Source organism: Lactococcus sp. FSL W8-0209 (genome assembly GCF_038006585.1).
GTDB classification, from domain to species: domain Bacteria; phylum Bacillota; class Bacilli; order Lactobacillales; family Streptococcaceae; genus Lactococcus; species Lactococcus lactis.
The window spans coordinates 862,034-883,423 of the sequence record NZ_JBBOVN010000001.1; the positions used below are offsets into that span (position 1 = coordinate 862,034).

Sequence of the window (21,390 nt, forward strand, 5' to 3'; positions counted from 1 at the left end):
TATTATTGAGCGAAAGCTAATCATAAGGAGAAAAAATTTGGTGGACAAAGAAACAACTGAATTTTCTCGAGGAAGTTTTAAAGAAAAAATACTTCGCCAACTTGAAGAAAATGCAGCGAAACAAGCAGAAACTAAGTTCCCAGACCCTGAAGATTTCGAACGTCCCAGCAGGAGTGACTCAGAAGAACCTGAGCGAAAAATCGAACCAAGGAAAGTTGATCTTGAGCCTTTCAAACTTCCCGTCTTTGATTTTCCAGCAGCGGATGAAAACGAAGAAGAACCTTTTGTAGAAAATGAAAACCTTTCAGAAGAAGGCGATTCATTGCGTCAAAATTTAGATGGAGTGGTTTCTGAGGAAATTCAAAACCAAGATATTCCTCCTCAATTTTCAAGAAGTGAATCAAAAGTTCAAGATGAAAAGGTTGAACAAGAACAATTTTCAGAAAAAAAAGAATCAGAAAAAATGGTTAAACATCAACCTTCAAGAAGAACCAACAGTTCTTCTAAAAAAACTTCTTCTAGTAAGAAAAATAAGAATAAGAACAAAAATAAGAAAAAGAAAAAAGTAACAGCAGGAAAAATCATTGCTGTGATTGTTGTTCTTTTAGTTTTAGTTGTTGGAGGAACTGGTTGGTATGGCTATAACTTTGTAAAATCTGGCATTCAACCTTTGGATTCTAAGAATGCAACAGCTAAGTCAATCAATATTCCTGCTGGTTCAAGTAGTAAGCAAATTGGTGAAATTTTGCAAAGACAATCCATTATTAAAAATGGAATGGTTTTTCAGTATTATACAAAATTTAAAAATTATTCAGAGTTTAAAAGCGGCTACTATAATCTTGCACCAAACATGAGCTTATCTACAATTGCTAGTAAACTTGAAGAAGGCGGAACAGAAAAACCTGTTGCTCCAACTTTAGGTAAAATTTTAGTTCCTGAAGGCTATACGCTAACACAAATTGCTAAAGCTGTGACAGTTAATAGTGGAAGCAATGAAAAGAATGCAAAAACGCCATTTTCTGAAGCAGACTTCATGAAAACCGTTCAAGACCCAACCTTTATCGCTAAAATGGTTAAGGCTTATCCTAAACTGTTCGCAAGCTTGCCAACAAAAGATTCAGGAATCAAATATCAGTTAGAAGGTTACTTGTTCCCAGCGACTTATGATTACACAAAATCATCGACAGTTGAATCAGTCATTGAAAATATGATTCAAGCAGCCAATACTCAACTCACTCCTTACTATGATACAATCGCTCAAAAGAATTTGACTGTCAATGAAGTTTTGAGTTTAGCAGCTTTGGTTGAAAAAGAAGCCAACAATGATGATGACCGACGCAACGTTGCTGGAACCTTCTATAATCGTATGAATGCTGGAATGACTTTGGGTTCTAATCTGTCAATTCTTTATGCCGAAGGTAAACTTGGTGAAAAAACAAGTCTTTCAGAGGATGCTAATATTGACACCAACCTAGATTCGCCATATAATTTGTACACAAATACTGGATTTGGCCCTGGCCCTGTTGATAGTCCAAGTTTGTCATCTATTAAAGCAGTACTTGATCCTGCTCAAAATGACTACTTCTATTTTGTTGCTGATGTGACAACAGGAAAAGTTTATTTTGCGAAAACATTAGCTGAACAAAATGCAAATGTTCAAAAATATGTGAATGATAAGATAAGTAGCTAAGCTATCATTAATTTAGATTTGATTAAAAAAGAAAAAAGTTTACAAAAAAGGAAAGAAATATAATGGAAAAAACATTCCCAATGACCCAAGAAGGGCTTGATAAATTAAAATTAGAACTTGAAAATTTAAAACTTGTGAAACGTCCAGAAGTCATTGACCGTATCAAAGTTGCTCGTAGCTATGGTGACCTTTCAGAAAACTCAGAGTACGAAGCAGCTAAAGATGAACAAGCCTTTATCGAAGGACGTATCTCAACTGTTGAAACAATGATTCGTTATGCTGAAATTGTTGATAACGCAAAAATTGCTAAAGACGAAGTAGCACTTGGTAAAAACGTAACTTTTGTTGAAGTTGGCGAAACTGACGAAGAATCTTATCAAATTGTTGGTACTGCTGAAGCTGATCCATTTTCAGGAAAAATTTCTAATGAATCACCAATTGCTCGAGTTTTGATTGGAAAAAAAGTTGGAGACATCGTAAATGTACCACTTCCAGTTGGCGAAATGACAGTTAAAATTGTAAAAGTTGACTAATTATTTTAGAATATAATAAGTAAAAAAGCCGTCAGTAACGGTTTTTTTATTTTTCAACGCTTAAGTCTGTCAGTAAGTTAAAATTGCTATTTTTGGTAAAAATAATATTTTTCAGGTATAATAGTCAGTAATAGTCAAAGATTATTTAGAAAATGGATGAAAGAAAGGATGGAGCGATGGCAGGTCAAAAAAATACATCAGATATTATCGAAGCTTATCTGAGAAAGCTTTTAGAAGAAGCACAAGTCATTGAAATTAAACGAGCGGACTTAGCCAATCAATTTGATGTCGTGCCGAGTCAGATTAATTATGTGATAAAAACACGATTTACGGCCTCAAAAGGCTTTGATGTGGAATCAAAACGTGGTGGCGGTGGATACATCAAAATTGTGAAGTATCAATATTCTGCTCGTCATGAATTCTTAACGGCTCTTTACCAGAAAGTTCCAGCTAATCTCTCAAGTAAAGCTGCCCATGATATCGTTCAACTTCTCTTTGATGAGAAAGTACTGACAGAACGTGAGGGAAATCTACTTTTGTTAGTCATTACTGACGGAGCCATTAGTCCCTTTACTCGTGGTATAATGATGAAAAGTATAATAAACAGATTGGACCGTGACGATGAAATTTGAAAATATAAAATATACACCAACGCTTGACCGAATTTTAGAAAAAGCGGAAGAGTATGCTCACCAATATCAATATGGCACCATTGAAAGTGCTCATTTACTAGCTGCAATGGCAACGACCTCAGGCTCAATTGCTTACAGCCTTCTTGCAGGAATGAATGTTGATTCTTCTGACTTACTGATTGATTTAGAGGATTTATCAAGTCATGTTAAGGTCAAACGTTCAACTTTACGTTTTTCACCTCGTGCAGAAGAAGTGATGACTGCGGCAAGTTTTTTAGCAATTCATAATAACTCAGAAGCCGTTGGAACAGAACACTTGCTTTATGCCCTACTTCAAGTAGAAGATGGATTTGGTCTTCAACTTCTGAAATTACAAAAAATCAATATTGTATCTTTGCGAAAAGAGCTTGAGAAAAGAACTGGACTCAAAGTTCCAGAAAGTAAAAAAGCTGTGACTCCAATGTCAAAACGTAAGATGGCAAAGGGAGTTGCAGAAAATTCAACGACGCCAACGTTAGACTCTGTATCCTCAGATTTAACCGAAGAAGCTCGCTTGGGTAAACTTGACCCAATGATTGGACGAGAAGCTGAAATTGACCGTTTGATTCATATTCTCAGCCGCAGAACAAAAAATAATCCTGTCTTAGTTGGAGAGCCCGGTGTTGGGAAATCAGCAATTATTGAAGGTTTGGCTCAAAGAATTGTCAATGGTCAAGTTCCAATTGGTTTGATGAATAGTCGAATTATGGCCTTGAATATGGCGACTGTTGTTGCTGGGACAAAATTTAGAGGTGAATTTGAGGATCGTTTGACAGCTATTGTTGAAGAAGTTAGCAGTGATCCAGATGTCATTATTTTCATTGATGAATTACACACAATCATCGGTGCTGGTGGCGGTATGGATTCTGTCAATGATGCCGCAAATATTTTGAAACCAGCGCTTGCTCGTGGTGATTTTCAAATGGTCGGAGCAACAACCTATCATGAATATCAAAAATATATTGAAAAAGATGAAGCTTTAGAACGCCGTTTGGCGAGAATAAATGTTGACGAGCCAAGTCCAGATGAAGCGATTGCTATCTTGCAAGGCTTACGTGAAAAATTTGAAGACTATCATCAAGTGGAATTTACTGACCAAGCCATTAAAAGTGCTGTAATGCTCAGTGTCCGTTATATGACTAGCCGAAAATTGCCTGACAAAGCCATTGATTTACTTGATGAAGCTGCAGCAGCAGTGAAAATTTCTGTCAAAAATCAACAAACAAAACGTCTTGATTTAGAAAAAGAATTAGCGGAAGCTCAAGAAGAATTATCAGAAGCTGTCATTAAACTTGATATCAAAGCGTCTCGTACAAAAGAAAAAGCAGTTGAAAAAATTGCTGACAAGATTTATAAATTCTCAGTAAAAGAAGATAAACGTCAAGAAGTTACTGACCAAGCTGTTGTTGCTGTTGCCTCAACACTGACAGGTGTTCCAATCACACAAATGACTAAGTCTGAAAGTGATCGTTTAATCAATCTTGAAAAAGAATTACACAAACGAGTTGTTGGACAAGAAGAAGCTATTTCTGCCGTTTCAAGAGCCATTCGTCGGGCACGTTCCGGTGTTGCTGACAGCCGTCGTCCAATGGGTTCTTTCATGTTCCTTGGACCAACAGGGGTCGGTAAAACCGAACTTGCTAAAGCACTGGCTGACAGTGTGTTCGGTAGTGAAGATAATATGATTCGTGTTGACATGAGTGAATTCATGGAAAAACATTCGACTTCACGCTTGATTGGAGCTCCTCCAGGGTATGTAGGTTATGATGAGGGTGGTCAATTGACAGAACGCGTTCGTAATAAACCTTATTCTGTTGTTCTTTTAGATGAAGTCGAAAAAGCTCATCCTGACGTTTTCAACATCATGTTGCAAATTCTAGATGATGGCTTTGTGACTGATACTAAAGGTCGTAAAGTTGATTTCAGAAATACAATTATTATCATGACTTCAAACTTGGGAGCGACTGCTCTTCGTGATGATAAGACAGTTGGTTTTGGCGCTAAAAATATCACAGCTGATTATTCAGCCATGAAATCAAGAATATTAGAAGAGCTTAAACGTCATTATCGTCCTGAGTTTCTTAATCGAATTGATGAAAATATTGTTTTCCACTCATTGGAAAGTCAAGAGATTGAACAAATTGTTAAAATTATGAGTAAATCTTTGATTAAACGTCTGGCAGAACAAGATATTCATGTTAAACTCACACCGTCAGCGGTGAAATTAATTGCTGAGGTAGGTTTTGACCCAGAATATGGTGCACGTCCGCTCCGCAAGGCTCTTCAAAAAGAAGTTGAAGACCTTTTAAGTGAACAATTGCTCTCTGGTGAAATCAAAGCAGGTAATCATGTTTCAATTGGGGCATCTAATAAAAAAATTAAAATCGCTCAAATTGTTTGAGATGAAAGCTGTTTCATGTTATAATTAAATTAGAAATAAAGGAAAGGACAGTTCGAAAAGATTCAGAAGTCCTGAAAATTCCAAAAGTTTAAGGGCTTCATTGAAACAAAAAGAACTGTTGAAGAGGTACTCTTATGATCAAATTTAATATCCGTGGCGAAAACGTCGAAGTGACTGATGCAATCCGCGCTTATGTTGAAGATAAAATCGGAAAACTTGATAAATATTTCAACGATGGTCATGAAGTAACAGCCTATGTTAATCTTAAAGTTTACAGCGAAAAACGAGCTAAAGTTGAAGTAACTCTTCCAGCTAAAAATGTCACTTTACGTGCAGAAGATACTTCACAAGATATGTATTCTTCAATTGATTTTGTAGAAGAAAAACTCGAACGTCAAATTCGTAAATATAAGACACGTATGAACCGTAAACCACGCAATGCTGTCCCAACAGGACAAGCTTTTGGCGATGAGTTTGCACCATTAGAAAAAGCCGATGAAGTTGCTGAGGATCACGTAGATATTGTACGTACTAAGCATGTTGCTTTAAAACCAATGGATGCCGAAGAAGCAGTGCTTCAGATGGATATGTTGGGACATGATTTCTACGTCTTTACAGATGCTGATAGTAACGGAACCCACGTCGTTTACCGTCGTACAGATGGTCGTTATGGTTTAATTGAAACAGAATAAAAAAAAAAGGATAGATTTTTCTATCCTTTTTTATTAATGTTCAGATAAAAAATCAAAATGTAAGCGCAAAACCTTTTGAAGTTTAGCTTTGCGAAGATTTTCACTTGAAAAATCTTTCAAAAAATAGTAAAATCAAAGATGTATTAAGAGTGCAGACGCACTTAAAAATAATAAGGAGACTAAAATGTCAATTATTACTGATATTTATGCTCGCGAAGTCCTTGACTCACGCGGTAACCCAACACTTGAAGTTGAAGTTTACACTGAAGACGGTGCATTCGGTCGCGGTATGGTACCTTCAGGTGCTTCTACTGGTGAACATGAAGCGGTTGAACTTCGTGATGGCGACAAATCTCGCTACAACGGACTTGGTACTCAAAAAGCTGTTGACAACGTAAACAACATCATCGCTGAAGCTATCATCGGTTATGAAGTTACTGACCAACAAGCTATTGACCGTGCAATGATCGCTCTTGACGGTACTGAAAACAAAGGTAAATTGGGAGCTAACGCTATCCTTGGTGTTTCTATCGCTGCTGCTCGTGCTGCTGCTGATGAACTTGGTGTTCCACTTTACAACTACCTTGGCGGATTCAACGCTAAAGTATTGCCAACTCCAATGATGAACATCATCAATGGTGGTTCTCACTCAGACGCTCCAATCGCTTTCCAAGAATTCATGATCGTACCAGTTGGTGCACCTACATTCAAAGAAGCGCTTCGTTGGGGTGCTGAAATCTTCCACGCTCTTAAGAAAATTCTTAAAGCTCGTGGACTTGAAACAGCTGTCGGTGACGAAGGTGGATTCGCTCCTAAATTCGACGGAACTGAAGACGGTGTAGAAACTATCCTTAAAGCAATCGAAGCAGCTGGTTACAAAGCTGGTGAAGATGGCGTTATGATCGGTTTCGACTGTGCATCATCAGAATTCTACGAAAACGGTGTTTACGACTACACTAAATTCGAAGGTGAAGGCGGTAAAAAACTTTCAGCTTCTGAACAAGTTGACTACCTTGAAGAGCTCGTTTCTAAATACCCAATCATCACTATTGAAGATGGTATGGACGAAAACGACTGGGATGGATGGAAAATCCTTACTGAACGTCTTGGTAAAAAAGTTCAACTCGTTGGTGACGATTTCTTCGTTACAAACACTAAATACCTTGAACGTGGTATCCGTGAAAATGCTTCAAACGCTATCTTGATCAAAGTTAACCAAATCGGTACTTTGACAGAAACTTTCGAAGCTATTGAAATGGCTAAAGAAGCTGGTTTCACAGCAATCGTTTCTCACCGTTCTGGTGAAACTGAAGATTCAACAATCTCAGATATCGCTGTTGCAACTAACGCTGGTCAAATCAAAACTGGTTCACTTTCACGTACAGACCGTATGGCTAAATACAACCAATTGCTTCGTATCGAAGACCAATTGGCTGAAGTGGCTCAATACAAAGGTCTTAAAGCATTCTACAACCTTAAAAAATAAGGTTTAGATGGTTTTAATTAGCAATATCTGAATTTAATAGATGTCCTTTCTATGTTTAATTCCAAAACATAGGGAGGGCATTTTTTGATGCAATTCGAACAATTAGTGAAAGAATATTTACTAGAACTAAAACTGGGAAATTATTCTAAAAAAACAATGGCAGTATATGAACAACATATAGATAAGTTCATTGATTTCTACAAGAAAGAAATATGCAAAGAAATGGATATTTATGCAATTAACAAAATGCACTACAAATTATTCATTTCACTGCTTTTAGATAACTCTCTGAGGGCTACATACATCAATGCAATACTCAAATCAAACAAAGCCTTCTACAGTTATCTAATAAGGGAACAGGTGCTTAAAACAAGTCCTATGGACTCTATAAAGTTACTTAAAGAGACCAAACAAGCACTAACAACATTCAATGATGATGAAGTTAAGGCAATGTTAAACGTGTGGAACTTTAACACCTATTTGAATGCTCGAAATAAATGTATAATAGCTGTCTTAGCTGACACAGGAATAAGAATATCAGAACTAATCAACATTAAAGATTCAGACCTCACAGACCAATATATAAGAGTTTTAGGGAAAGGCGATAAGTGGAGAGTCGTACCTATATCAAATGAGTTAAACTATCTCCTTACGAAATATAAGAGACTCAGAGACAATCATTTCAATAAGATAAGAAATAGGAATGGTAAAGTCAGAGAACTTGATTCTGAGCTGTTTTTAGGCAAGACAGGGCGCTCTATAAAAACGATTACAAACATTGAGGTTATGATTACCCAAACAGGCTTACAAGCCAATGTGAGGACTTCTGTAAGGTGCAGTCCACATCAATTTAGACATTATTGGACTTGTAAGAACTTAGAACTTGGACAAGACATATTTACTATCAGCAAGCTGCTAGGACACACCAATTTATCAACTACACAAATTTACTTACAAAAGCTGACAAATGAACAATTAATAAGTAAGGCTATCAAATTTAGTCCATTAAAACATTTAAAATAATATATCTTACAGAACATAATTTTAAACTTAACTATAACTTAACATATAAAATTATGTTTTTCTGATATACTAAATATATTATGAAATTATAGTTAATATCTAATAAATAGACTTAAGGAGTAACTCATGAGAAAGCTTACAAGTATTGGAGCCATTGCTTTATGTGGAATATCACTGAGTGCTTATTCTCAGGATAAAGACACAGCTGAAACAAAAAGTACTACACAGAGCACAGTAAGAAATTTAATATAATTATTGGTTGAAAGGAAAAAATGGAAACGATAATTAAAAATAAAAAAATAGCCATAATTATTGCAATAATAGTTGTCTTAGTCACTATACTGTTAGGAGCATACCATCAATCAGTAAATAGATATTCTTCTAAAATTGCTGTACAGATTGATAGTGTTGAAAAATTGTCTGAAAACAATTTTGCACCACAAAATCATGTTAATGATTATGGTCAATGGATTGTATTGTCTAAAAATGCGAATAACAAGTCAAATTTATTTCAAATGATAAAAATGACTAGGGAATATGACAAAAAATTCTCTAAGGATGAATCTGAGGCTAAGAAAAACGAAAAAAAAATAACAGACGAAGTAAATAATAAATGGATAGAAATATATACACAATCCATGCTTAAAGCATCAGAATCAGAGTCTTATGGCAATAAAATCACTAAAGTCTGGAGAGATGCTATTTTTGAAAATTATGCCACTGTAAATGGAAAACACTATACTGATTTTAAAGATGCTATTCATGCTTTTCAGGCACAGTATAGTAATGAGTTTAGTGAATTGAATAGTTTCTTTCAAGACAATATTGACTCTGCAAACAACCTTTCAGAATTAATAAGAAAATATTTTCCAGAAAAATCAAATAGAGCTGATGATTTAGAGGAGTTCGCTCAGGATGTTTTTAATTTCAATGATGAAGCTATAAATCCATCTGGTTCATATTCAACTCGTTCATCTCAATTGAGCGAGTTAGATACTAAGGCTTTATCTAGTTCTCAAACTGTTGGAATGAGTTTCTAAAAAGTGTCCTGTTATAAAGTTTAACAAACAGCTCTTACTTAATTGTAAGAGCTTTTTTTATTATCATAAACTAAAATAATCAATTTTTATATGTTAATGGAGAAGGGGGAATTGAACGATAGCGAAAGAAAGCTTGCCAAGACATGGGGAATTGTCTTATTGGAGATTTAGCTTTTGTTTATGAGTCAAGCATTCACGGTTTAAATGAGGGAGATGTAATTATTAAAATAAAGAAAGCAAGACTAGAAAAAATAATCTTTGAAAAATAAAATATTATGTAAGAAGAAGATATCATTGTTTTTTAGACTTGTCAAAAAAAATGTATATAATACCGTATTTTATTTAAATGTAAAATTTGCTTGACAAGTGATACAAATTATGATATAATAGTAATATAGTTAATTTAGAAGAAAGATTCGGCAATTAACTAAAAAACTAAACATTAACATAAAACTAAACATAACATAACATAACATAAAATAAACTTAAAATATTTTAGAAGTCCAGCCATTCTTTGGTTAGTCTTATATAAATATATTTTTTTGGGTTATTTTATGTTTTTTTGTTTCTATAATTTCTACAATAAAAAGAAAGCAGGTAAAATATGACAACTTGGACAGACGAGATGAAAGAATCAGTAAGTAAACAATGGCTCAATCCCTTTGTAGTTTTAGATTATAAAAATGAGATTGTCGGTGTTTACCGTAATAGTAAACAATGTGAAAGAGAAAGTGAATTTGGGTTTAGCTCAATGGGAATAAGAAATTGTTTGAATAAAAATATTAAGTCTCACCGAGGGTTTCAATTTATAAGTATTTCTGTTGATGAGTATCTTGAATATGTTGGAGAATAATAAATAATTCCACATGAAGTTTTGTTCCATATTTAGTAACTATATTTCATATGGCTATTGAAATTTCGTTATATAAAATGGAAAGATATTTCATATGGCTATTGAAATTTCGTTATATAAAATGGAAAGATATTTCATATGGCTATTGAAATTTTGTTATATAAAATGGAACTAGATTTCAATATAAAAAGAGAATAAAAATAAAAGAGAATAAATAATAAAGAGAATTTTAGGCGCTACGCTTGTTAGATTTTCCTTACGGACGTTTTGTTTTAAGGGCTAGCGCCCTCTTGGAACTTGCGTTCCAATTCACCTTGCTAAAACAATAATAAATAAATAATAATAAGAGGTAAATAATATGAATAACAATTTAAAAGAAAAAATATTTTTCTGTTACAACAAAAAATTAAAACAATATCTTTATTTTGAATGTGGTATTGATTCAGAATTTAGTGCATTACATCCAAAGACAATGAATGAGTTTTGGGTTTACATTAAAACAGAACAATTAGACAAAGCACTTACAAATTATAAAAAATAGAAAGAATTAGGTTAAGCAATTATGAAAAATGAAAATTTTGTACAAATTCCAAATAAGATGTTTGCAGACACAAATAATGATGAAAAATTAGTATATGCAATCTTGCAATATACACAAACAGTTGGTCATTTAGATAAAGATAACAGAATGACAAGAACAATGATTCCTTTGTTGATTTCATATTTAGGTTGGTCTAAAGGTCAATATTCAAATAAGAAAGTTGTAAAAGCTTTGAATGGTCTTAAAGATAAAGGATACGTTAATTTTGAATCAACTCAAGATGTGTTCACGGTTCAAATCAACAAATGGAATGACAAAGAAGAACATATTGTATCAGTTGACTGGAAGCAAAGCGGTGTTAAATTTAGCGGTTTTACAAAGATTAAATACAGTGTGATTGATACTCTGTTAGAAGGTAAAAATTTTACTCTTTATGCCTATACAGAATACAGAAAAATGAAAACTCACCAATACAGAATCTGTTATGAGGAATGGGGCTTTGTTCTTGGAATGACAAGTAGAAATGCGTTCAACGTTATAGATAATTCAGAAGTTATTATTAGAGTTTCTAATGGCTTTGACTCAGACACTAACAGACGAGAAACAAACTCTTATTTAACTTTTGATTCTGTTGAAGATGTTAAAGAAGTTTCTTTGAAACCTACGTATAAAGCTCAATCATCTAAGTCAGTTGTTAAAGAACCTGAACTTGTTGAAGAAGATTTTGATAATTTTGAAGAGGAAGAACTTTCATTAAAACCAAAGGTAAAGAAAAGAAACGCAATTACAGATAAAAAAATAAATGATATGCAAAATGAATTTTTTGGAAGAACTATACACCATAAAATTCTTAAAAAAATAACTGACCCTAGAGTTATAACTATTGAACAGGTAAAAGAACTTACAGATTTTAAATATCCAATGTCTTTAGAAAATTATAATATTTTAAAGACAACAAAAGATGGATATCTTACAGAAAAAGGAAAAATTAAACTTGACAATCCACAATGGAATAAGAAACATTTCAATCAATTAAATAATGAGATTGGTCGTAAAAAGCAAAGTGAGAGTGAATTTACACAAGAAGAAATCAAGGATATTATTAAATATCAATATCACGAGGAAGATGAAAAACCTAGAAAAAAACGTAAGAAACTAGGAAATGATATTAGCAAATGGCTATAAGAGGAAAATAATTATAATAACAAACAAATATTAATAAAAATTAGAAATTAGGAGAAATTAAAATGGCAAATACAACAACTACTACAGTAATCTGGAAATCAGTTAAAGGTTTTGAACAATATGAAGTTTCAAATACTGGTTTAGTTAAATCTTTAAAAGGTAAAAATCCAAGAATCATGAAGCCAAGAAGAAAAAAATTTTTCAAGAAAGATGGTTCTGTTGAACTTGGTTATGAGGAACTTATTTTGAATAATAAAGGAGTTCAATATTCTAAACTTGTCCATAGACTAGTTGCTATGGCATTTATTGAGAATCATGATAATAAGCCAGAAGTTAATCATATAGACGAAGATAAAGGTAATAATTCAGTTGAAAATCTTGAATGGGGAACAAGAGTTGAGCGTTCAGCAAAAGCGCAATCACAAGCTATTTTAAGTATAGATGAATTTGGAACAGTTGAAAAAATTTATTCTTCAATGAATGAAGGAGGTCGTGATGGTTATACTCGTAGTTCTATCAGCTATGTATTATCAGGAAAAAGAAAGAAATATAAGGATTTAGAGTGGTATAAAATAAATAACAATGTTTATAGCTTGTTGACTGGCAAATATTAAGGAGAAGATAAATATGAATAAGAAACTTAAAGAATTACAAGAAAAACTTGATGTTATTGAAGAAAAAGCTGATAAGGTTGAAAAAAGACTTGATGTTATTGAGAGAAAAAACAAAAAAGAAATAACCTTTTAAATAGGATTATTTCTCTATTAATTATCTTGTAAATGTTTTGATGTCTTTGTTTGAATAAAGAGGGTCTAATTCAATTTTATTTTTAGTGTTAGAAATATTAATAAGATAAACTATTTTATTATCATCATTATCACCAGTTTTAGTATCATTATTAGAACCAATAAAACCATTAGCGTAGCCGATAATTTTATTGTTACTTTCTAAAGGAGTTTGGATATCTGCATATGCGTTAAAGTCATAATATTGAGAATCAGGAGATGCAAAAAATTCTTCTCCGTCAAATTTAACATTCCCTTTAAAGTCAATAGTTTGATAACTTAATTTCCCATCTTTTAAATAGTGAAAAAATTCTGGTTTATAGGTGTAAACACCCCCAACAAAGCCATAAGAACTTTCACCAAGACCTACTTTTGCTTTATCCTTAAGACTCGTATTTACATTCATATATGCTTCATATATATTTGACTGCAAGGTTCCATCAAGGTATAATTGCAAGATTTGGTTGAACGTAGGATATTTTGAATCAAAATAAAGTGATGAAGGTTTAATACGAGTAAAAAAATAACCTTTATCCATATTTTGATAAGTGAATGCATTACTTATTTTAGAATCTAATTGTGATTGGTTTGTTACAATTACAGCAGTAATAAGTGCTTCACCACTAATCTTATTATCAGCTACAGGTGTAACTTCAAACCAGATTTCATCTTTTAAATCATCAGTAAAGTGTTGAGAAATAGTTTCGTTTCGCTCAATTTTCTTAGTTTCACTTACCTTTGATTTACTATTAGATGTTGAGTCAGTTTTTTTATTTTCACATCCAGTAAATAATACTAGAGTTGATAACAATATTAAGGTTCCAACAATTTTGATTTTTTTCATAAAATTACTCCTATTAAAAATATTATATCAGAAGATAAGAAATTAATCTGATTTTAAGTAATAGTTAAGAAAATAAGGATTTATGATATAACAAGCATAATTAAATAATAGGAGAGGAAAAAGAATGAATAAATTATCAGCATTGAACAAAATTGGACTAATGTCAAATATTTAGACACAAAATGAACTATATTTTCTTAAAATAGTTTTCTTCCTTCTGATTTGGAGTTAAACCATTGTTAGCGGAATGGGGATTATTTGAATAATAGTTCAGTATAACCTGGGGGATGGGTTTTTACCAAGTTAATTAAATCTAATACTTTCAAATATTATCACCACTATACTTGTTCAACTATCAAATATTTCAAATATTTGTAGATAAAAAGATTTGGGTGGATTAATACATACTTTATATAAATGTACTCTAAACATTGTCTTCAAACATCAATTAATTTAGAATATAGCACGCGCTTCTGCCCATTTATATTCAATTATTTGTAAATAACCATCTGTCTCTCAACTATTCAAGGAATATAATTAAAAGTAGTCTAAAAAAATACTATGTTGTAAATGGTATTTTTTTTATATATTTATTTATCCATATGATATTTTTTTAATTAAAAAACTGATAAAAAAGTATGTATCACATAAGCTTTTTTAATAACGATTTATCGAAAAAATAAACATTATAAGAAGTACTGGTCTTTGCTAAGACTTATACTTTTGTAGTCATACCTGATCAATTATTATAATGACTGAATTAACCAAAAATATAATACATCATGATTCAAATATATCTCTGTAAATAAAAATAGTTATATATTTTCAGTAGATACTAGTTTTAGAGAACCCAGTTGTAAACTGGCTAATGTAATAGATTTAAACAAAGTTATTGATATTGAATTGAGAGAAGACAATGAAATAGTTACAAAAGTTTTTACCGCGAGTGTTGTGGCGCGTGGGGTAGTTGGTGGAATACTAGCTGGGGGAATTGGAACGAATGTTGGTGGTGTAACTGAAAAGTCTAAATCTTCTAGTAATTTAAAAGAAATTTCAATAAGATTTAAACTGAGCGATATGAATAGTCCCTATCAAGAAATCTTAGTTGCCTTTAGTAAAGAAAAACAACAAGAAGTCTATAAATTATTTAGCCAGTTAGAACTACTACTTTATAACATAAAAAATGAATAAGAAGTTATGGCTATAATACAGGATGTACTATTAATAGTTTAAGATAAGTATTTAGCTTTTATATTATAATAATGAGTTTGACACATTTGATTTCTCGCCATTGCAGACATTATAGAAGTACAATTTTCATTAAAACTTGGTATACTAAAACTATAGACTATGAAGGGTGATTTAAAGAATGAAAAATAATTGGATTAAGTTCTATGGCGAAAATGATTTATCAACTGAATTAAATTTAAGTAACGTAGAGACTTTTATCAATGACTTTATTTTAAATCCTATAATCAATACTCTTAATGAAGCAATTGAGATATATAATGTGTTAAAGTTTTTGGATTTGGAATTTTTTAAGAAAGGGACATCAGAAAAAATTTCTGAATTTAGAAAAAGTTGTCACCGAATATTAAACGAATATTTCGGTAAAAGAGAATTATCAGAATATATGACAGAATATAGTGATTTGTACTTCCAATATCAATCAGATTTCTGGGATATATTTGTTTGGTTCAAGATAATAAAGAGGACAGAATATTTTGATTTCGAGAAAATAATTGATGGATATAAAATACCGTTTCACTTATTATTAGAACAGCAAAAAATATGTGAAAAGTATAAATTGTTTTTCAAGAAGAAACTATTGTCAAATCCTGTTTACTTTGAGTTTTTTCTTGATAAATATGATTCTCCTAATATTCAAAACATTTATTTACCAGATAACTTATCTGATGAAGAAATAAATGACTGGGCTAGGAGATATTGTGAACTTGATGAAGCCAATATTAATTACTTAGAGCGAATTTCATATTGGAGCTTACATCATGAACATAAACTTGATTCAAGAATAATTTCAAAAGCAAGAAAGAAAAGAATAGAACAAACTGAAAAGACGATGTCTCTAAAAAATGGAGTATCTTGGAAAATGGCAGTAGGTCTTAAAGAGGGCTTAAAAACAGACTTTGAAATTGTGCGAGAAGGTTCTAGAGATTTACAATTTTTGTTATCTAAAGATTGGATTGATGAAGAACATGATTACCCTACAATTTTGAATAATTTTATTTATTTTTTTGGTTTTTTTAACCAATTTTTTCAATTTTCTATGATTGATTCACCTTATGAACATGGTGGTTTGTTAGAGATATTTCAAACTAAATCAAATTATGCGTATAAGCAAACACTCATATCTGAATACCAAAAAAATTTTTATATGCTCTCTTTATTAGCGTATTTTGATTATTTAACTTTCCTAAAAATTGATTTGGAAGAAGTTTTCGCTTTTTATTACAATGAACATTTAAAATCTGAGTATGGCTTTCCTGATTTTTTCTTTAACGCAAGTTCAAAAAACTATACTTATTATGAAAGATGTAAACTGTTAATTCCAGAGCTAGATAGTTTATTAAAACAATTTGATTTTATTCAGAGATATGGTGAAATTGATTCTGATGTTTTTGAATTGGATTCAAAAAATACTAATTATCAAGAAATTAAATCATTGAGTGAAAAAAAATTTGTCTATTTTGATTCAGAAGAAAAGCTAAATTTTTGTAAATTAATATTTAACAGCCAATCGAATTTATCATTCCCAGAAAAGAAAAAAGATAGGAAGAATTTCTATGAGTATGTTCAATATGGAATTTCGATTAATGACTTCTATGAGTATCAGAAGAAAGTGATAGATTCTCTTATAGAGAATAAAGTTTTGTATATTAATTTGGTTAACCAAATAAGATTTACAAATCCTACAAGTATAAGTTTTTATTACTTGTTGTGGGAGAAAGGTTATTTATCTACCCTATACCTGTCTGAATCAGATTTAAAAGTTATTGAGGAAGAAAGTATGACAGGAAATGTTAAATATGGCAACACTTTATTTTCTGAACAAGAGAGTGATTATATTTCATATATAATGGATAATAAAAAATTTAGCAATGCATTGGCAATTCGAAACAAGATTACTCATGGTAGCTATGGGAAAAAACAAGACAGTGATTATAAGAGTTATTACTTGGAACTGCTTATGATTCTGATATTATTTACTGTTAGAATAAATGAAGAATTGGACTGTTACAAGAGTAATTAATCTTAAAATAATAGAATAACAATTATAAATTTATAAGGTTTGTTTTAAATGGTCTACAAATCTTCCTTCTTATATTGATGATGCTATAAAGTTCCTTGTCAGACAGATACTTTTGTAATTAATATCCATCACGGACGTTGATTTATCATTATCCAAATAGAACAATATTGTTAAAAAGATACTTTATGTTCAAAAGTAAACAAAGTATATTTTTTGGACTAATGTCAGATTGACGTTAAGTCAAGTTTTTTGAGTAACATGTATTCATTTCATCAATTGATGAATTTGGTTTTGTCTTTTGGTTTTTTCTTCTTGAAAAAGATGTCTGTAAACTACTCGAAGAGTTTCAGTTGTGTTTCCAGGAGTAATGGAATAAACTTTGGTGGGAGGCTTCCGTTTTTCTAAAATCTTAATATCATTTGCGCTCTTTTTGTTAAAAAGTCAGAAACTTTTCTAATTTATATGATAAAATAGTTACATAATGATTGAAATGAGAGAAGTATGAAATTAACAATTATTTTTGGAAATGGCTTTGATAAAAATTTAGGACTTAATACAACTTATAAAGATTTTTATAAGTGGTTAGATGAGAATCAGAAAAAAGAAAGTGATGAAATTTATTGTAACATCAAAGAAATGCCTGAGAATTGGAGTGATTTAGAACTTGCATTAGGAAAGTATACCTTTGATAATGAAATTATTCCAGATAAATTTGAAGAATCTTATGCAAATTTGATAGAAGATTTAAATGAATATCTACTATTAGAACAAGAAAAAATAGGAACTGAATTTTCAATTGAAGACTCCATAACAGAATTATTTTATAGTATAGAAAAAAATTTGGTGGAAACAGGTCAAAATAAAAATTCGCAAATAATACATAGGTATTTGTCTAAACAAACAGAGGTAAATTTTGTGACTTTTAATTATACAGACACGGTTGAAAAGACAATGAGTAAGAAAACGATTGGTATAAGTAAAGACGGAAAAACTGTTCCTGTAATCTTACGTATTCCTATTCACGTTCATGGTACACTAAATAGTTCTATGGTATTAGGTGTCAATGACGAAACTCAATTCAAATCAGAAATATTTGATAATGATTTTCCAGAGTTTTTCATAAAAAATAAAAATTTAACTGACCATGTAAATAGTACTGAATTGGATAAGGCTTTAGAAGTCATTGATAGTAGTGATGTTTTGTTCTTATTTGGAGTATCTCTTGGTGATACAGACAAAGTATATTGGGAAAAAATAGCTGAATGGCTTTTATATGGTGGTGATGAACATATTGTTCTTTTATATGATTATGAAACTCCAATGGGAAGCATTAGTAAAGTTGTACAGCGGAGGATGGAACGAAGTTGGAATAAGACAAAAGATAAATTCTTAAAGCAGTCTGGACTTAGTAGTGATGACCAAAAACTAATAAGTAAACAAATATTTCCCCTTTACGGAAATGGATTTTTTAATATTTAAGAAGCTCAAAAGAATCAGTAGATTAAAGAGGTGGAATATATGAAAGACAAATTTAAATGCAAAATTCAAAACAATTCTAGGTAAAAAGTAGGGGGGGGAGACTTTTTTACAAACTTTCTTCTATTATATATACATATATATATATATGTTAAAATACAACCACTTTTTTATCTGGTTCTACTTCAACATACTAGACAATTATTTTTTATTCTGCTATACTATCATTAAACATAGAACAGGCTTTGAACGTAGTTCAGAATCTATTTGAAACCTGATACAGACCGTATGGCTAAATACAACCAATTGCTTCGTATCGAAGACCAATTGGCTGAAGTGGCTCAATACAAAGGTCTTAAAGCATTCTACAACCTTAAAAAATAAGGTTTACCAACGAATGATTTAGATTTAATCCTTCTCTTTATTTAGAGAAGGATTATTTTTTATAAAAAATATTCTATGAAAAAACTACTAGTAAGCTAGTAGTTTTTATTTTATTTAGATTTTTGATAAGAGTCCATCTTCAATCTTATAAATACTGTCACTATTTTTAATCATTCTTTGGTCATGAGTGACCATGATTGTTGCTTTATTCTTCAAATGAGCTTCTTGTCTTAATAATTCAACAACCTGATAAGCATGCTCAGTGTCTAAACTTGCTGTTGGTTCATCGGCCAAAATTAAATTTGGTTCATTAAAGAGAGCACGAGCAATAGCTGCCCTTTGTCTTTCACCACCAGAAAGATCACTAGGATGTTTATCTTTTAAGTCTAAAATATCAAGTGATTTAAGAAGTTCAATCCCTTTTTTAGAAGTTAGTTTTTCGTGATTGATTTTATCAATAAGGAGAAATTGTTCTTCAATAGTCAAATAAGGAATCAAATTAGAACTTTGGAGGATGAAACCTATTTCTTTAAATCTAAGTTTAGAACGTTTTTTTTCTGACAATGGTGTAAAATCTAAGCCATTGATTGAAATGTTCCCAGAAGTTGGACTTTGTAAACCACCTGCAATTGTGAGAAATGTACTTTTGCCTGAACCGGAGGGACCAATAATTGAAACAAATTCTCCTTGATTGACTGCTAAATCGATTCCTTTGAGTGCCTGAATCTCATTATGACCACTACCAAAAGATTTTTTTACATTTTCCATTTTAAGAATTGTTTTCATTTTTAACCTCCAATTGCTTTCGTTGGGTCAATTTTACGGATAGTAATGATTGAAAAAAGTGACCCAATAATTGATACGATGATGAGAATTAAAGCATAGAGCAACCAGTTTGTAAGACTAATTTCAAATGGCATTGCATCGGGTAAGATAAAGCTAGTTCCATAACTTGCTATAAAAGCAACGAAGACGCCAACTAAACTAATGATAAAGCTTTGACCAAGTAAAGAGTTCATTATTATGCGATTTGAAATTCCTTGAGCTTTCATTATGCCAAAAATCGGAACTTTTTGAAGAGTTATAACATACATAAAGACTCCAATAATCAACAGTACAATCAGAAATAAGAAGTAAATCATTGCGCTGAGTGTCATATTTTGAGCAGAATAACCTGGAATATCGTTAATTAAATCAGAAATAGACAGGACTTTATATTGATTTGAAATAGAAGAATCAATCTTAACTTTTCCAGATTTTACAACGACAGCATTAACAGAAGAAGTTGAAGTACTTTTTTCACCAAACTTTATCTGATTCAAAGCGGAAAACGAAGTATAGATAACAGGCGAGGCAGAATAAGAAGAGGATTTTGAAATTCCGACAATTTTTATTTTAATATTATTATTTCCCACGGAAACTTCTTGACCGATTTTATATCCTTGATTTGCCAGCTTTTTTGAGATAATCATTTCTAAATGATTGTCAGTAAATTTTTTTCCCTCAAGAACTTCTGGCATGATTTTAGACTTATCAGGCAGGGCAATAATAGCAATATTGTCTCGCTCGCTCTTTGATTTGCGCATAGAAGTAGAAAACAATGATAATTCTGAACCATTTTCTATATGAATATTACTTAAATCATCAGAAGTAATTTGTGAAGCAGAAATAATATTATTTGAACTTGTTGATAAAACGACTTTTTCGGCCTTCCAATCAAGGACGGCTTGTTTAAATTGACTGGCAAGTCCTACAGATAGTCCGGACAGTATAAAGACTACATAAGCGATTAAAAAAATAATAGCTCCGATTAAGGTGTAACGAGCTTTATTATAACGTATTTCTCTTAGTGCTAAAAACATAAAATCTCCTTTCAGTTTTTTCTGTCAGTAATATAATTAAGTAAACCTTCGGTGACTAATTTGATTTCTTTATCATAATTTTCAATAAAAGTTTTCTCAGTCCAATTTTCACTGAATAATCTATAAACGAGATTATGAACAACTGATTTTAATACTTGTGAAACTGGATTATTATTTTCACTAGCTGGGACGGTTGCTGAACTTTTAGGTTTCCAATCTCTTTCAAGTTCATAAGTCCAATCTAAAAAGCGATATTTATAAAGTTGGTATTGGGGAGAATCAATTAAATTTTCAAGAAGGAGATATTTGTATTTATCTAGAGCCTCTTCAATGGAATTATCTTTTAATAAATTAAAAAATAAATCATGGATTTCAAGGGTTTCTTGCGAGAGGACATAGAAATAGGCATCTTTTAAATCTTCAAAATACTGATAAAAACTCCCTCTCGGAATATCAAGAGCTTTTACGATGTGCATAATTTTTGCCTCGTGAAAAGAATGAGTCTGAAATTCATTTAAACAGGCATCATATACGCGATTGCGTTTTTCGTCAGATAGACTGAAATAGGTTGATTTAGGCATTTTTTCTCCAATTCATTCAATTTATGACACTGTGTCATTTATTAAATTCTAACAAATTAATTGATTAACATC

General features: G+C 31.4%; 20 protein-coding genes and 1 pseudogene. 17 read left to right on the top strand and 4 right to left on the bottom strand.

All coding sequences use genetic code 11. The features are described from left to right. The first annotated feature begins 37 nt into the window (after nt 1-37). The 13 genes from mltG to MKX45_RS04490 all read left to right on the top strand — a co-directional run bounded on the left by mltG (nt 38) and on the right by MKX45_RS04490 (nt 12,729). A complete protein-coding gene (gene mltG / locus MKX45_RS04430; RefSeq protein WP_025016858.1) occupies nt 38-1,690 on the top strand; it encodes an endolytic transglycosylase MltG in 1,653 nt (550 codons plus the stop codon). A gap of 59 nt (nt 1,691-1,749) precedes the next feature. After that, nucleotides 1,750-2,223, top strand: a complete 474-nt coding sequence (gene greA, locus MKX45_RS04435) for a transcription elongation factor GreA (RefSeq protein WP_025016857.1) — start codon at nt 1,750-1,752, stop codon at nt 2,221-2,223. A gap of 176 nt (nt 2,224-2,399) precedes the next feature. After that, nucleotides 2,400-2,855 (top strand): CtsR family transcriptional regulator, encoded by a 456-nt coding sequence (locus tag MKX45_RS04440; protein ID WP_010905471.1) that lies wholly within the window; start codon nt 2,400-2,402, stop codon nt 2,853-2,855. Further along, nucleotides 2,845-5,295, top strand: coding sequence for an ATP-dependent Clp protease ATP-binding subunit (locus tag MKX45_RS04445; protein ID WP_081199328.1), 2,451 nt, complete (start codon nt 2,845-2,847; stop codon nt 5,293-5,295). The genes MKX45_RS04440 and MKX45_RS04445 overlap by 11 nt, the downstream gene beginning before the upstream one ends. A 134-nt stretch (nt 5,296-5,429) precedes the next feature. Further along, the gene (gene hpf, locus MKX45_RS04450; protein WP_003129564.1) at nt 5,430-5,987 is read left to right on the top strand and encodes a ribosome hibernation-promoting factor, HPF/YfiA family; all 558 of its coding nucleotides are present in this window, start codon (nt 5,430-5,432) and stop codon (nt 5,985-5,987) included. Between the two features lie 184 nt (nt 5,988-6,171). Beyond that, the gene (gene eno / locus MKX45_RS04455) at nt 6,172-7,473 is read left to right on the top strand and encodes a surface-displayed alpha-enolase (protein ID WP_010905473.1); all 1,302 of its coding nucleotides are present in this window, start codon (nt 6,172-6,174) and stop codon (nt 7,471-7,473) included. Nucleotides 7,474-7,560: 87 nt separating this feature from the next. After that, entirely contained in the window at nt 7,561-8,496 is a 936-nt protein-coding gene (locus tag MKX45_RS04460; protein ID WP_340816837.1) for a tyrosine-type recombinase/integrase, read from the top strand. A 126-nt stretch (nt 8,497-8,622) separates the two neighbouring features. After that, the gene (locus MKX45_RS04465; protein WP_021213684.1) at nt 8,623-8,748 is read left to right on the top strand and encodes a hypothetical protein; all 126 of its coding nucleotides are present in this window, start codon (nt 8,623-8,625) and stop codon (nt 8,746-8,748) included. 20 nt (nt 8,749-8,768) lie between these two features. Continuing rightward, nucleotides 8,769-9,536: a hypothetical protein gene (locus tag MKX45_RS04470; protein WP_340816838.1), complete on the top strand. Its 768-nt coding sequence runs from the start codon at nt 8,769-8,771 to the stop codon at nt 9,534-9,536. Nucleotides 9,537-10,140: 604 nt separating this feature from the next. Next, entirely contained in the window at nt 10,141-10,389 is a 249-nt protein-coding gene (locus tag MKX45_RS04475; RefSeq protein ID WP_340816839.1) for a hypothetical protein, read from the top strand. Nucleotides 10,390-10,747: 358 nt separating this feature from the next. Continuing rightward, nucleotides 10,748-10,930 (top strand): hypothetical protein, encoded by a 183-nt coding sequence (locus MKX45_RS04480; protein WP_058220632.1) that lies wholly within the window; start codon nt 10,748-10,750, stop codon nt 10,928-10,930. 21 nt (nt 10,931-10,951) lie between these two features. Then, on the top strand, nt 10,952-12,115 hold the full coding sequence (locus tag MKX45_RS04485; RefSeq protein WP_340816840.1) for a hypothetical protein: 1,164 nt from the start codon (nt 10,952-10,954) through the stop codon (nt 12,113-12,115). A gap of 62 nt (nt 12,116-12,177) precedes the next feature. Next, entirely contained in the window at nt 12,178-12,729 is a 552-nt protein-coding gene (locus tag MKX45_RS04490; RefSeq protein ID WP_340816841.1) for an HNH endonuclease, read from the top strand. Between the two features lie 154 nt (nt 12,730-12,883). On the opposite strand, the gene MKX45_RS04495 is transcribed toward MKX45_RS04490, so the two are convergent. Further along, entirely contained in the window at nt 12,884-13,744 is an 861-nt protein-coding gene (locus MKX45_RS04495) for a hypothetical protein (RefSeq protein WP_259746493.1), read from the bottom strand. A 903-nt stretch (nt 13,745-14,647) separates the two neighbouring features. Between MKX45_RS04495 and MKX45_RS04500 the strand changes: the two genes are divergently transcribed. The 4 genes and pseudogenes from MKX45_RS04500 to MKX45_RS04515 all read left to right on the top strand — a co-directional run. Next, on the top strand, nt 14,648-14,935 hold the full coding sequence (locus tag MKX45_RS04500) for a hypothetical protein (protein WP_340816842.1): 288 nt from the start codon (nt 14,648-14,650) through the stop codon (nt 14,933-14,935). A 178-nt stretch (nt 14,936-15,113) separates the two neighbouring features. After that, nucleotides 15,114-17,015, top strand: coding sequence for a hypothetical protein (locus MKX45_RS04505; RefSeq protein ID WP_340816843.1), 1,902 nt, complete (start codon nt 15,114-15,116; stop codon nt 17,013-17,015). Between the two features lie 501 nt (nt 17,016-17,516). Next, nucleotides 17,517-18,494, top strand: a complete 978-nt coding sequence (locus MKX45_RS04510; RefSeq protein WP_340816844.1) for an AbiH family protein — start codon at nt 17,517-17,519, stop codon at nt 18,492-18,494. 276 nt (nt 18,495-18,770) lie between these two features. Next, nucleotides 18,771-18,875, top strand: a pseudogene (locus MKX45_RS04515) (hypothetical protein); the annotation flags it as partial. 114 nt (nt 18,876-18,989) lie between these two features. Here MKX45_RS04515 and MKX45_RS04520 read toward each other — a convergent pair. From MKX45_RS04520 to MKX45_RS04530, 3 genes are read right to left on the bottom strand one after another with little or no spacing between them, the layout of a single operon-like run. Beyond that, on the bottom strand, nt 18,990-19,661 hold the full coding sequence (locus tag MKX45_RS04520) for an ABC transporter ATP-binding protein (RefSeq protein WP_010905491.1): 672 nt from the start codon (nt 19,659-19,661) through the stop codon (nt 18,990-18,992). A 2-nt stretch (nt 19,662-19,663) separates the two neighbouring features. Further along, nucleotides 19,664-20,737 (bottom strand): ABC transporter permease, encoded by a 1,074-nt coding sequence (locus MKX45_RS04525; RefSeq protein ID WP_003129569.1) that lies wholly within the window; start codon nt 20,735-20,737, stop codon nt 19,664-19,666. Nucleotides 20,738-20,748: 11 nt separating this feature from the next. Continuing rightward, nucleotides 20,749-21,318 carry a TetR/AcrR family transcriptional regulator gene (locus MKX45_RS04530; RefSeq protein WP_039114777.1) on the bottom strand — a complete coding sequence of 190 codons (570 nt, stop codon included), beginning with the start codon at nt 21,316-21,318 and terminating at the stop codon, nt 20,749-20,751. Nucleotides 21,319-21,390 lie beyond the last annotated feature (72 nt).